The organism is Aquibaculum arenosum (assembly GCF_029222965.1).
Classification (GTDB): domain Bacteria; phylum Pseudomonadota; class Alphaproteobacteria; order Kiloniellales; family DSM-21159; genus Aquibaculum; species Aquibaculum arenosum.
The window spans coordinates 257,196-269,677 of sequence record NZ_JARHUD010000001.1; the positions used below are offsets into that span (position 1 = coordinate 257,196).

Consider the following 12,482-nt stretch of genomic DNA (forward strand, 5'->3'; position numbering starts at 1 on the left):
GAACGACCTCCTCTCAAATGGTAGGCCAACGCGGCACAGCCCGAATTTCCGGGGGGTGCGGCGTGAGGGGAGACGGAAGCGCTGCCCCTTGATATTAAGTGTGGGTGCGAAGCCGTCGGGGCGCAATATTGCAAAATGATGAAAAGTGTCAGCGAGTCGAAACCCACCCGGTTGATTGTCGGCATCAGCGGCGCCAGCGGCGTGATCTACGGCATCCGCCTGCTGCAGGCGCTGCAACCGCTCCCGGTCGAAAGCCATCTGGTGGTCAGCCGTTCGGCCGAGCTGACGCTGGCCTACGAAAGCGATCTCAGTCTGCGCGATCTGCAGAGCCTCGCCGATGTGGTGCACGGCCGTGACGACATGGGCGCGGCCGTCTCCAGCGGTTCCTTCCGGACGCTGGGCATGGTGGTCGCTCCCTGTTCGGTCCGCTCCATGGCGGAGATCGCCAGCGGCGTGACCACCAGTTTGCTGACCCGGGCAGCCGACGTGGTGCTGAAAGAGCGCCGGCGTCTGGTGCTTATGGTGCGCGAGACGCCGCTGCATGCCGGCCATCTGCGCAATCTCCTGTCTTTGGCCGAGATGGGGGCGGTGATCGCGCCGCCGGTGCCGGCCTTCTACACCAATCCCACTAGCCTCGAGCAGGTGGTGGACCAATCGGTGGGGCGTGTGCTGGACCTCTTCGACCTGGAAAGCACTGCGGTGCAGCGCTGGGGCGAAACCGGGGAGGAGGGGGCGCGCCGGCGGCGCGGGCGCCTTGAGAAGAAGGGCGCCAAGGACTGAGATTTCCCGGTTTCGGTTCCGGCGGGCTTGCAAAAGCGGTTATGCTGCATCAGGAACAGGAATGGGGAGGCCGGACATGATCCGCAACGCTCTCTGGCTGGCGATCGCTGGCTGCCTGATGATGTCAGGCGCGGCAAAGGCCCAGTCCTGGCCTGAAGGCCCCGGGCGACAGCTCACGGAAGAGACCTGCGGCGCCTGCCACCGCACGAGCCTGATCACCAACAGCAGCGGTTATGACGAGGCCGGCTGGCGCCATCTCATCGGGACCATGATCGACCTCTCCGGGACCGACATGCTCAACGAGATCGCCGGCTATCTGGCTGAACACTTTCCGCCCAATGACCGGCGCGCCCCGACCCTGGTCGAGGGGGAGCATTCCATCCGCTTCGAGGAATGGGTCACCCCGACTCTGGGCCAGCGCACGCGCGACCCTGTGGAGGCACCGGACGGCAGCATCTGGTGGGCGGGTCAGTGGGCCGATCTCGTCGGGCGCCTCGACCCCGAAAGCGGCGAGATGGAGGAGTTCCACCTGCCCAGCGGGGCCAAGCCGCACACGGTAACCGCCGATGCCGAAGGACGCATCTGGTACACGGGAAATGGAAACGCCACCATGGGCGTGCTGGACCCCACGACCGGCTCGATCACGGAATACGAGATGCCCGACCCCGAGGCGCGCGATCCCCATTCGGCCATCGTCGACGGGAGCGGGCGGGTCTGGTTCACGCTGCAGCGCTCCAACATGATCGGCCGCCTCGATCCCGCATCCGGAGAGGTGGACCTGGTCACCCTGCCCACAGCCAACAGCCGACCCTATGGCATCAAGCTGGATTCCAGTGACACGCCCTGGGTGGCGGCCAACGGCAGCAATCGGCTCTTCCGCGTCGAGCCGGACAGCATGGCGATCGAGGAACACGAGTTGCCGGGAGACGGCACGCATGTGCGTCGGCTCGCCATCGCCGAGGATGACAGCATCTGGTACGTGAACTCAGGGCTCGGGCGTATCGGCCACTACGATCCCCGGACCCGTGAGGCGCGGGAGTGGCCTTCGCCCAGCGGCCCGGACTCTCACCCATACGCTATTGCGCTGCTCGACGGTGCGGTCTGGTTCAACGAATCCGGACAGCGGCCCGATGCTCTGGTGCGCTTCGACCCCGAGAGTGAGAGCTTCCAGAGCTGGCCCATTCCTTCGGGAGAAGTTCACGCCGGCATCATCCGGCACATGCGCCCGGCCAGAGACGGCTCGCTCCTGATCCACCAGAGCAGTACCAATCGCCTGCTGCGGGTGATGCCGGAGGACTGACGGCGCAGAGCTTTTACAGCAGGGCGAAACCCAGCAGACCCGCGGCGATGACCACGGTCCAGGCCGGTGCCCGCCAGGCGGCGAGAGCGACGAAGGCGGCAGCGGTGATCGCCATGCTCGTCGGGGAGATGACACCGGTGGTGAAGACGGGGTCATAGAGCGCCGCCGCCAGCAGGCCCACGACGGCGGCATTGATCCCGAGCAGTGCCTTCTGTGCCTTGGGCGCGCCGCGCAGGCGGGCCCAAAAGGGCAGGGCGGCCACAACGAGCAGCGCCGAGGGCAGGAAGATCGCAAGAAGCGCCACAACAGCGCCGAACAGGCCGTTGGGCGCCTGGATCTGCACCGTCCCCAGATAGGCGGCGAAGGTGAACAGCGGGCCGGGTACGGCCTGGGCTGCCCCGTATCCCGCCAGGAATGCCTCCCGCTCCACCCAGCCGGTGCTCACGACCTCGGCCTGCAGCAGCGGCAGGACAACATGGCCGCCGCCAAAGACCAGAGCGCCGGCGCGATAAAAGCGGTCGAGCGTCTGGACGATGCCATCGCCTGTCGCGCCGGCCAGCAGTGGAAAGAGCAGCAGCAAGAGGAAGAAGAGCGCAAGGCAGAAGAGTGCAGCCCGGCGACTGACCGAGACCGGCAGTCCGTCCGCCTCTGTGAGTGCGCTGTCGCCCGGCCGCAGCCACAGCAGTCCGGCCGCAGCCCCCAGGACGATGACCGTCAACTGCCCCGCCACGCCCGGGACCGTCAGGGCCAGTATCATCCCGGCAACCGCGATGGTCGCCCGTTCGCGGTCGGGTGTGAGGCTGCGTGCCATGCCGAGCAGGGCATGGGCCACCACGGCCACGGCCGCTGCCTTCAGGCCTTGGACCCACCCGGCGTCTGCACTCATACCCAGGGCCTCGGCGCCGTAGGCGAAGGCTACCAGCAGCAGGGCCGAGGGCAGAGTGAAGGCGGTCCAGGCAGCCAGCATGCCGGCATAGCCCGCGCGCTGTAGCCCGACCGCCATGCCGACCTGGCTGGAAGCCGGTCCCGGCAGGAACTGGCACAACGCGACGATGTCGGCATAGGCCCGGTCGCTGAGCCACCTGTGCTTGGCCACGAAGGCATCGCGAAAGTAGCCGATGTGCGCGACAGGACCGCCGAAAGAGGTGAGGCCCAGCACCAGGAAGATGCGAAAAACCTCCCAGGCGGACCCCTGCCTCTCGCTGACTGGGTCAGTCCTGCTCATGCTCACGGGGGAAGAGCCCCGACAGCCGCGTGGGGTCGAGCTGTGGCCAAGTGGCTTTGAGCAGGGTCAGGAGGTGGTCACGCTCGTCGCCGTCGGGCGCGGGAATCAGGGCGAGGAGGTTGGCGGCGGCGTGGGACGGGCCTCCGGTGGCCGCCGGCGGGGCCAGGGCGGATTCGAGCAACAGCTGCTCCAGCCGCTCGGCTTCCAGTTCCTGCGCCTTGATCTGCTGGCGCAGTTCTGCCGCCTCACCCAGCGCCGTCGCTTCGCGGCCCTTGAGCCATTGGCGGACCCCGCGCAGAGGCCGCACAACATGGGCGTGCCAGGGGGCAGCTTGCTCGTCGAGCCTTTGGCGCTCGTCCTGCGTGATGCGATGGCCCAGCGCGCCGCACCAGAGCGCATGCAGCAAGCGGTTCACGTCCGCGCCGCGGCTGTCCTGCAAGGCCAGGCAGGCCTCGGGGACACCAGGTCTGCCGTAAATCGCGAGGGAGAAGCTCCAGAGCCGGCCGGTGTGCTCCATGTCAGCGGTCTCCCAGGCAGATGCCCAAGCCGCGAGCGGCGTGAACCAGGGCGCCCTGCGGATCGACCCGGTGGGGCTGGTCCACCACATCGACCAGTGCGAGATCGGTGACCGTGCGCCCGGACCAGGCCACCATGCGGTCGCGTTTGCCGGCGGCCAGGAGATCGACGGCATGAACGCCGAAGATCGAGGCCATCAGCCGGTCGCGTGGCACCGGGGTGCCGCCGCGCTGCACATGCCCCAGCACGGTGACCCGGACTTCGGCCCCGGTGGCCTCGGCCAGTTTTTGGCCGATGTAGTGGCCAATGCCGCCGTAACGCGCTTTGGCGGCTCCTGGACTGGCAGTGACGGCCTCACCCTCCTCGGTGCGTACGGCCTCGGCCACCACCACGAGTGCGAAGTTGCGATCGCGCCGTCGCAGCTCGTCGATCTTGCGCTTGAGATTGTCCAGCGAGTAGGGGATCTCCGGGACCAGAATGATGTCGGCGCCGCCGGCAATCCCCGCGGCGAGGGCGATGTGGCCGGCATCGCGCCCCATGACCTCCAGGACCATGATCCGGTCGTGGCTCGCAGCGGTGGGCTGCAGGTGGTCGAGCGCGTCAGTGGCCACGCCGACGGCTGTGGCGTAGCCGATGGCCACCTCAGTGCCGGCGACGTCATTGTCTATGGTCTTGGGAATGCCGATCAGGGGTAGGTCGGCCTTCTCACACAGTCGTGAGAGGATGGCGAGGCTGCCGTCGCCGCCGATGCCGATAAGACCCTCGATCTCCAGTTCGCGAAAGCCCTCGACGATCTCCTCTGAACGGTCGAGTCGGCGGCCGTCGGGCAGGGGGAAGTTGAAGGGATTGCCCTTGTTGGTGGTGCCCAAAATCGTCCCGGCCCGGCGCAGCAGTTCGCCCTGGAAGCGGGAGAGGTCAAGGGTTTCTGCCTCCACCGGGCGAGAGAGCAAGCCCGCCGTGCCCTTGTGGATGCCGACCACGTGCCAGCCGTAACCCTCCACCGCGCGCTGGACAACCGCGCGCAGAACTGCGTTGAGCCCTGCGCAGTCGCCCCCGCTGGTGAGCACGCCAATTCTGCGCCTATTGGTCATTCTGCTGCTCAAGGATCCGTGTTAGGGAAAACAAGGTGTCGCAAAGCTTCATCCCCTGCAACTCTCCCCGGCGTTTTCACCCCCTCCCCGGGTAAAGCGGGAAGCGCTATGATGGTTTCCGGTCCCCAATCAACAGCACGAGCCCTCCAGGCCTATGAATGACGATTATGAGAACCGCGAGGAAGAGCAGGCGTCACTGCGCGCCCGCCTGGAGCAGCTGCAATTGGAACACCGGGATCTGGACGAGGTAATCGAGAAGCTTTCCGAGTCGCCGCTGAGCAATCAGTTGCAGATCCAGCGTCTGAAGAAGCGCAAGCTTGTCTTGAAGGACATGATGGGGCGCATCGAAGATCGCCTGATCCCCGACATCATCGCCTGAGACATCACGATTCGACCCCGGGTTCCCGAGTGAACAGCAGGTAGTCGAATCGGTCTGAAGGTCCATGGCGGTAGGTTTCTTGCAGCCTGTAGCCTGGAAGGTGTTTCAGGGCGTCGCTACCCATCAGGATCACGGCGCGGGGCCGCGGCAGGAGGCGGGCAAGGCAGGCCAGGATCACCGGCTCGGGGAAAGGTTTGAAAAGGAAGCAGACCGTCACGTCGCTCGGGTAGTCAATCTTGAGTGCATCGCCCAAGATGAGCTGATGATTGCGGCTGCCCAGGCGCTCGAGATTCCTGCGACAGACACGGATATGGGAGGGAATGAGGTCCACGCCGATGATCCGTTGGAAGGGATAGCGTCGCGCCACCACAAGGGCCCGGCCCTTGCCGCAACCGATGTCCAGGAAGACATCGTTCGCAGAAACAGCAAGCGCATCGAGCGCCCGTCGCAGCACCCCCGGATGGCAGGGAAACGCGGCGGTGCGATCACCGCGCGGGGTGCCGTTTTCAGTCAGGGTTTCCTGCGTGGCCGGGGAGGTGGTGTCGATGCGCTCGTGAAAGGCATCGAAGACATAGCCCAGGCCGTAGTAGTAGCTCTTGTAAAGTGTTGCGCGCAGTCCGTCGGCTGAAAGGTTGCGCTGGATCTGGCGCGCGCGGGCAAGCACATGCATTCGGGTGTGCCCCTTTTTCTGCAATCCGGATGCCCACGGAAGCCCGGCGCGGATCCGACGCGTCGCAGATTAGGGCATCGCGCAGGCTGCTGTGCACAGTCGCAAAAGGGATAACCCGAAAGATGCGGCAGGCCACGACACCTGGGGTGAGCCGCGATGGATTTCGGCTGGTAGCGCAGCGGCAAAGCTTGTTTCGCGGCGGGTGCGAACGGATAATGCGCCAAAGCACCCGCCCGGGGAGGGCCCGGGCCAATTTGACGGGGTCGTCTAACGACGGATCGGGGGCCTTTCCGGATGATGGCAATGGGAGCGAAGGCATGACGGTGTCTGCGCCGCAGGTCGGTATCATCATGGGCAGTCAATCCGATTGGCCCACACTCAGCCATGCGGCCGCGGTGCTGACGGAGTTGGGAGTTGCGCACGAAACCCGAATCGTTTCGGCGCATCGCACCCCGCAGCGGCTTTACGACTATGCACGCACGGCCCGCGAAAGAGGACTGCAGGTGATCATCGCCGGCGCCGGCGGTGCGGCGCATTTGCCTGGAATGGTGGCCAGCCTCACGCCTTTACCGGTATTCGGGGTTCCCGTGGAGAGCCAGGCTCTGAAAGGCATGGATTCGCTGCTGTCGATCGTGCAGATGCCGGGCGGCGTTCCCGTGGGCACGCTGGCCATTGGCCGGGCGGGCGCGAAGAACGCGGGACTGTTGGCAGCCTCGGTGCTCGCGTTGCACGACGAGGCCCTGGCGAAGCGGCTCGACGCCTATCGTGCCGCGCAGAGCGAAGCTGTGGCAGAGGAGCCTCGCGACGATGGCTGAAGCGCGTTTCACCCTGCCGCCGGGCTCGACCATCGGCATCCTGGGCGGCGGACAGCTCGGGCGCATGACAGCCTTGGCGGCCGCGCGACTGGGCTATCGCTGCCACGTCTATTGCCCGGGCGCGGACGAGCCGGCCACCCAGGTGGTCGCGCGCTCGACCATTGCCGCCTATGACGACGAGGCGGCGCTGAGCGCCTTCGCCGATGCGGTGGACGTGGTCACCTTCGAGTTCGAGAATGTGCCGGCGCACACCGCGCGGGTGTTGGCCGAGCGGGTTCCGGTGCGTCCCGGTGCGGACGTGTTGCACATCTGCCAGAACCGCCTGCGCGAGAAGGACTTCCTCGGCTCGATCAATGTGCCGACCACCCGCTATATGGAGGTGGCCGGACCGGAGGCCATGATCCGGGCGCTGCGCGATTTCGGCGCGCCGGTCATCCTGAAAAGCGCCGAGTTCGGCTATGACGGCAAGGGGCAGGTCCTGCTGCGCAGCGAGGAGCAGGTGGAGCAGGCTTGGCAGGAAATGCGCAGCCATGCGCCGGACAGCCCGGCGATCGTGGAAAGCTTCGTCGACTTTCGGGCCGAGATTTCGGTCATCGTTGCCCGCGGCCAGGATGGAGCGATTGCGCCCTATATTCCGGTCGAGAACCGGCATCGCGATCACATCCTCGATCAGACAGTGGCGCCGGCGCGCATTCCGGCAGACGTTGCCGAGCGGGCCGAGGTGATTGCGCGGCACGTGGCGGAAGGCCTGAACCTGGTCGGGCTGGTCGCAGTGGAGATGTTCGTGACCACCGACAACCGTGTGCTGGTCAACGAGCTGGCTCCGCGCCCACACAACTCCGGCCACTGGACCATGGATGCCTGCGTCACTTCTCAGTTCGAGCAGCTGGTGCGGACCGTGGCCGGCCTGCCCCTGGGCGCGCCCGACCGCCATTCCAATGCGGTGATGCGTAACCTCTTGGGCGACGAAGCCGGCCGCTGGCGAGAGATTCTCTCAGATCCTGCTGCGCGCCTGCATCTCTACGGCAAGGGGGAGGCGCGCCCGGGCCGCAAGATGGGTCACGTCACGCGCCTGTCGCCGCTCGGCTGACGCTTCGCTGCCTGCCTTCTTCACCTGCCCGTACTCCGAGACCATTCGGGAGATAAAACCTCGCCATGCTGCGTCACATTGTCTTCTTCTCCGCCAAGGATCCGCAGGATATCGAGCGGATTCAAGAGCTGCTTATGCAGCTCGGCACCATCCCCAGCGTGCGACATTTCGAAGTGGGCCAGAATATCCGTCGCGACCAGTTCTCCTCGGAAGTGGATCTGGTGGTCTACGGAGAATTCGAGGATGAGGCGGCCTTGCAGGCCTACAAGGCACACCCGACTTATGCGGAGTGCATTCGCCAGGTGAAGCCGCTGCGCGATCTGCGCGTTGCCGCAGACGTTCGCGCCGACGTAACCTGACGCCCTGTTGCGCTTCGGCCCGCAGTGGGCCGGTCCAGAATGGAGAAGTTGACCGTGAAGGCTGCCCTGCCGACATCCCAGCGTGCCACCCGCCTGTCCATTGGCGCTATTTTTGCCGCGCTCTGTGCCGGCATCATCATGTTCGATGCCGTCTTGGCGCTCGGTATCGGCCTGGATTGGGCGATTATCGGGCTTCTGCACCTGTCCGAGAGCTTTGCCCTGGCCGGCGGTGTCGTCGCGCTGGCACTGGCGGCACTGTCCGGGGTGTGGCTGTTCCGGCGTGCCTGTGAGGCTGAGCGGGAGCTTGCGCAGCCGGACGCCGTCGCCTGATATCACCGGCGGCGGCTGCCTATAGCCTCAGCGGAGCGGTTCTTCCACCCGGAGACCGTACTCTGCGCCCAGGTCCAGCAGCTCCTCCCAGAGCGCCAGTGCGAAGCTGCGCGTGACGTAGAGATCGATTTCCTCGCGCGCCCGCGCGTGAAGCGTCACGGCCTGATGCCCAAATCGGGTGAGGGCGCAATGGCCGGCGGGGAAGGACTCCTCAATGAGATCCAGCCCGCAGCCCTTGGCCAGCAGATCGCGCGCCTTTGTACCGGCGATGCGGATGACGCAGCGGGCGTGGTTGATGTCGGCCACGGCCACCGCCGGACGATCGGCAAAAGCGTCGCGCAGCGTCCGGACCAGATCGGGCCGCTTGTCCTCGGGCACCACGACGAGCCATCGGTCCGGGCCCTGCCAGAGCAGAGCGCCGGCCTCGTTCTCATGGGCCCGACTCGGGGCCGGCAGTTCCAGTCCCACCAACTCACGCAGCGTGGCGGCCACCGCTTCCCGGTCTTCCGGAAAGCAGGAGACGAGAGCCACGGAGAGGCCGCGCCGCTCACTCGAAGACAGGCGGGCGGCTGCCGGGTCCGTGGTGCCGTGAAGGCCGGGATGATAGGCGCCCTCGAGGGCGGACAAACGCTCAGGCATGCAGGCGCTTTCCTTCGGGATCGAAGAAGTGGGGAGAGACCACCTCCACCTTGACGGTGGTGTTGTTCAGCGGGTTGGTGGCGTAAAGCGTCGTGCCCATCCGCTCCGCACCGTCCTTCAACAGGCCCAGCGCGATGTTCTTGTTGAGCGTGATGGAGTAGGTCGGGCTGGTGGCATAGCCCAGCATCGGCACCGGCGCCTGCGCCTTCGGGTCCTCGACCAGTTGGGCGCCGCCGGGAATGCGCTTGTTGTCCTCGAGAGAGACCAGCCCCACCAGCGCCGGACGGTGCGGGTCGGCGGTGACGGGCCGTTCCTTGAGGCGGTGGCCGATGTAGGGCTTTTTCGTCGAGCAGAGCTTGCCCAGCCCAAGGTCGGCGGCGGTGGTCTGTCCGCTGAGCTCGGGCCCCGCGGCATGGCCCTTTTCGATGCGCATCACCGCCATGGCTTCCGTGCCATAGGCCATGATCTCGGAGTCCTGTCCGGCCTCCATCAGGGCTTCCCACACCGCCAGACCGTGATCGGCGCCGGCCGCGACTTCATAGGCGAGTTCGCCGGAGAAGGAGATGCGGAAGATGATCACTGGCTTGCCGGCGATGCGGGCATGCACCACGCCCATGAAGGGCAGGGCCTCGTTGGAGACCTCGGCTCCCTCCACCGCCTTCTCCAACACCGCGCGCGAGCGTGGCCCGGCAATGGCCATGGCGGCGATCTGGTCGGTGACCGAGGCGACATGCACCCGCAGGTCCGGCCAGCAGGTCTGGAGGTGATACTCCATGTGGCTGAGGATCCGCGCCGCATTGGCCGTGGTCGTGGTCACCAGGTAGTGGCTTTCCGACAGGCGCGAGCAGGTGCCGTCGTCGAAGACCATGCCGTCCTCGCGCAGCATCACGCCGTAACGGGCCTTGCCCACGGGCAGCTTCTTGAAGCCATTGGCGTAGATGCGGTTGAGGAACTCGCCGGCGTCGGGTCCCTGCACGTCGATCTTGCCCAGGGTCGAGACGTCCACCATGCCGACCTTCTCGCGCACGTGCCTCGTTTCGCGGTTCATGGCCTCGAACAGCGTTTCGTTGCCTCGCGGATAGTAGCGCGGCCGCATCCACAGGCCGGTTTCCACCATCACGGCACCCTGCGCCTCGTGCCAGGCATGCATGGGCGTTCGCCGGATCGGATGGTAGTGGCGCAGCACGTCGCGGCCGCCGAAGGCGCCCAGGCTGACCGGGGTGTAGGGCGGACGGAACGTGGTCTGCGCCAGCTTCTCCCGCGCCTCGCCGCGGGCCCGGGCCAGCACTTCCAGCGCATTGACGTTGGCCGTCTTGCCTTGGTCGGTGGCCATGCCCAGCGTGGTGTAGCGCTTGGCGTGTTCAGGGGCGCGGTAGCCTTCGCGCACTGCCTGATCCAGGTCCTTGGCCGTGACGTCGTGCTGGAAGTCGACGAAACGCTTACCCTTGCGGGTATAAACCTCCCACAAGGGCGCCGGCACGGCTTCGGCCTCCGGCTCGACGGCCGGCAGGTCGATCGGTTTGAGCGCGTGTCCCAGCGCCTCCAGCGCCGCACCGGCGGCACTGACGCCGTCGGTAAGCGCGGACGCCAGGGTCATGTGGCCGGCGGCGGCACCGGCAGAGCGCTCGGCCTGCTTGGATGTCCCAGGAACGAAGGTGAAGAGGCGGGAGTCCCATTGCGGCTTGCCGCCGGACTGGGCGTGCAGTTGCACCGCCGGGTTCCAGCCGCCCGACATGGCGAGCAGGTCGCTGGAGATGAAGCGGGTGGGCTCTGTGGGATTGCCGTCTGCATCTAGCGCCGCCACTTCGGCGCCGAGCAGATGACGGCCGCCGCGAGCGCGGACCACGACGTGATTGCTCAGATGCTCGATGCCGCGTTCCGCCAGGGCCCGCAGCAGATCGCCGCCCGGCACCGGCCGCGGATCCACCACCGCTGCCACGGCGACGCCGGCATCGGCCAGATCCAGGGCGGTGCGATAGGCCTCGTCGTGGTTGGCGAAGACCGTCGCCCGCTCGCCGGGCGTCACGGCCCAGCGATGCAGGTAGCGCCGGACCGCGCCGGCCAGCATCACACCGGGAATGTCGTTGTCGCCGAAGACCAGCGGGCGCTCGTGGGCGCCGGCGGCGATGACGACCTGCTTGGTCCGTAGGGTCCAGAGCCGCTGGCGCGGCTGATGCGCACCCGGCTGAGGCAGGTGATCGGCCACCCGCTCCACCAGCCCCATGACACCGTGGTCGTAGAAACCGAAGGCCGTGGTGCGGGTGAGAATGCGCACGTTGGGCAGGCTGGCCAGCTCGCTGGCTGCGTCTGTGGCCCAGGCAAGCCCGGCACCGGCCGCTTCACCCAGTAGGGCACCGCCCAGCTCGTTGTCCTGCTCCACCAGGAAGACGCGCGCTCCACTGCGGCCCGCGGTCAGCGCAGCGGCGAGGCCGGCAGCACCACCACCCACGACCAGGAGGTCGCAGTGGGCATGGGCCTTCTCATAGCGGTCCGGGTCCGGCAGCGTCGGCGCGGTGCCGAGGCCAGCGGCCTTGCGGATGATACGTTCATAGAAATGCCAGGCGCCCCGGGTCGGGCCCATGAAGGTCTTGTAGTAGAAGCCGGCCCCCAGAAAGGCGGAAAAGACGTTGTTGATGGCGCTGACATCGAAGGCCAGCGACGGCCAGCGGTTCTGGCTGGTGGCTTCCAGACCGTCATAAAGCTCTGCCACGGTGGCGCGCAGGTTCGGCTCGTGCCGGGCGCCGCTGCGCAGCTGCACCAGGGCGTTCGGCTCCTCGACCCCGGCGGAGAGGATGCCCCGCGGGCGATGGTACTTGAAGCTGCGTCCCACCAGCTTGACCCCATTGGCCAGCAGCGCTGAGGCCAGGGTGTCGCCGGCATAACCCTGATAGGATTGTCCATCGAAGCGGAAGGAGAGCGGTGTGCCGCGGTCGATCCGTCCGCCGTCGGGCGAGCGGTGGGGCTGTGCCTTGTTTGCCTTGGCCGCGCTCATGGCGTCACCTCGGACTTGGCAGGGGCGGCTACGACCATCTCATTGGCCGGCCAGCTGCCAGTGATCTCGTGGGTCAGGGTGTCGCGTTCGACGACGATCCAGGCACGGCAGCCCTGGATGTGCTGCCAGTGCTCACGATGGCTGCCGCGGGGGTTGTCGCGGAAGAAGACGTAATCGACCCATTCCTTCATCGGCGCATCGTCGGCAGGGCGCTGCAGCGTGGCATCGCCGCCATAGCCGAATTCGTTGAGGTCGCGGTCTCCGCACCAGGGACAGGGAAGTCGCATGCTATACTT

General features: G+C 66.7%; 14 protein-coding genes. 7 read left to right on the forward strand and 7 right to left on the reverse strand.

Annotated elements, in window-relative coordinates; translation table 11 throughout:
• The first annotated feature begins 135 nt into the window (after nucleotides 1–135).
• The gene (locus P2G67_RS01150; RefSeq protein WP_275819191.1) at nucleotides 136–780 is read left to right on the forward strand and encodes a UbiX family flavin prenyltransferase; all 645 of its coding nucleotides are present in this window, start codon (nucleotides 136–138) and stop codon (nucleotides 778–780) included.
• 76 nt (nucleotides 781–856) lie between these two features.
• On the forward strand, nucleotides 857–2,080 hold the full coding sequence (locus tag P2G67_RS01155) for a Vgb family protein (protein WP_275819192.1): 1,224 nt from the start codon (nucleotides 857–859) through the stop codon (nucleotides 2,078–2,080).
• Nucleotides 2,081–2,093: 13 nt separating this feature from the next.
• Here P2G67_RS01155 and chrA read toward each other — a convergent pair whose 3' ends face one another.
• Genes chrA through P2G67_RS01170 form a run of 3 tightly spaced genes read right to left on the reverse strand, consistent with a single transcriptional unit; the run spans nucleotide 2,094 to nucleotide 4,912 of the window.
• Nucleotides 2,094–3,305 carry a chromate efflux transporter gene (gene chrA / locus P2G67_RS01160; RefSeq protein WP_275819193.1) on the reverse strand — a complete coding sequence of 404 codons (1,212 nt, stop codon included), beginning with the start codon at nucleotides 3,303–3,305 and terminating at the stop codon, nucleotides 2,094–2,096.
• Nucleotides 3,292–3,822: a TIGR02444 family protein gene (locus tag P2G67_RS01165; protein ID WP_275819195.1), complete on the reverse strand. Its 531-nt coding sequence runs from the start codon at nucleotides 3,820–3,822 to the stop codon at nucleotides 3,292–3,294. Before P2G67_RS01165 ends, chrA begins: the two co-directional genes overlap by 14 nt.
• A 1-nt stretch (nucleotide 3,823) precedes the next feature.
• On the reverse strand, nucleotides 3,824–4,912 hold the full coding sequence (locus P2G67_RS01170; RefSeq protein ID WP_275819197.1) for an ATP-dependent 6-phosphofructokinase: 1,089 nt from the start codon (nucleotides 4,910–4,912) through the stop codon (nucleotides 3,824–3,826).
• Between the two features lie 154 nt (nucleotides 4,913–5,066).
• On the opposite strand from P2G67_RS01170, the gene P2G67_RS01175 reads away from it, so the two are divergent.
• Complete coding sequence (locus P2G67_RS01175; RefSeq protein ID WP_275819199.1) at nucleotides 5,067–5,291, forward strand: YdcH family protein; 225 nt, start codon at nucleotides 5,067–5,069, stop codon at nucleotides 5,289–5,291.
• A gap of 4 nt (nucleotides 5,292–5,295) precedes the next feature.
• On the opposite strand, the gene P2G67_RS01180 is transcribed toward P2G67_RS01175, so the two are convergent.
• Nucleotides 5,296–5,961, reverse strand: coding sequence for a class I SAM-dependent methyltransferase (locus P2G67_RS01180; RefSeq protein WP_275819201.1), 666 nt, complete (start codon nucleotides 5,959–5,961; stop codon nucleotides 5,296–5,298).
• Nucleotides 5,962–6,278: 317 nt separating this feature from the next.
• Here P2G67_RS01180 and purE point away from each other — a divergent pair, with 317 nt between their 5' ends.
• From purE to P2G67_RS01200, 4 genes are all read left to right on the forward strand, one after another.
• On the forward strand, nucleotides 6,279–6,776 hold the full coding sequence (gene purE, locus P2G67_RS01185) for a 5-(carboxyamino)imidazole ribonucleotide mutase (protein ID WP_275819202.1): 498 nt from the start codon (nucleotides 6,279–6,281) through the stop codon (nucleotides 6,774–6,776).
• Entirely contained in the window at nucleotides 6,769–7,866 is a 1,098-nt protein-coding gene (locus P2G67_RS01190) for a 5-(carboxyamino)imidazole ribonucleotide synthase (protein ID WP_275819203.1), read from the forward strand. Before purE ends, P2G67_RS01190 begins: the two co-directional genes overlap by 8 nt.
• A 65-nt stretch (nucleotides 7,867–7,931) precedes the next feature.
• Nucleotides 7,932–8,225 (forward strand): Dabb family protein, encoded by a 294-nt coding sequence (locus P2G67_RS01195; protein WP_275819205.1) that lies wholly within the window; start codon nucleotides 7,932–7,934, stop codon nucleotides 8,223–8,225.
• A gap of 54 nt (nucleotides 8,226–8,279) precedes the next feature.
• Nucleotides 8,280–8,555 (forward strand): hypothetical protein, encoded by a 276-nt coding sequence (locus tag P2G67_RS01200; protein ID WP_275819206.1) that lies wholly within the window; start codon nucleotides 8,280–8,282, stop codon nucleotides 8,553–8,555.
• 27 nt (nucleotides 8,556–8,582) lie between these two features.
• Here the strand turns inward: P2G67_RS01200 and P2G67_RS01205 are convergent, their stop codons facing one another.
• From P2G67_RS01205 to P2G67_RS01215, 3 genes are read right to left on the reverse strand one after another with little or no spacing between them, the layout of a single operon-like run.
• On the reverse strand, nucleotides 8,583–9,194 hold the full coding sequence (locus P2G67_RS01205; protein WP_275819207.1) for a sarcosine oxidase subunit gamma: 612 nt from the start codon (nucleotides 9,192–9,194) through the stop codon (nucleotides 8,583–8,585).
• Nucleotides 9,187–12,186 carry a sarcosine oxidase subunit alpha family protein gene (locus P2G67_RS01210; RefSeq protein WP_275819208.1) on the reverse strand — a complete coding sequence of 1,000 codons (3,000 nt, stop codon included), beginning with the start codon at nucleotides 12,184–12,186 and terminating at the stop codon, nucleotides 9,187–9,189. Before P2G67_RS01210 ends, P2G67_RS01205 begins: the two co-directional genes overlap by 8 nt.
• Nucleotides 12,183–12,473, reverse strand: a complete 291-nt coding sequence (locus P2G67_RS01215) for a sarcosine oxidase subunit delta (RefSeq protein WP_275819209.1) — start codon at nucleotides 12,471–12,473, stop codon at nucleotides 12,183–12,185. Before P2G67_RS01215 ends, P2G67_RS01210 begins: the two co-directional genes overlap by 4 nt.
• Nucleotides 12,474–12,482 lie beyond the last annotated feature (9 nt).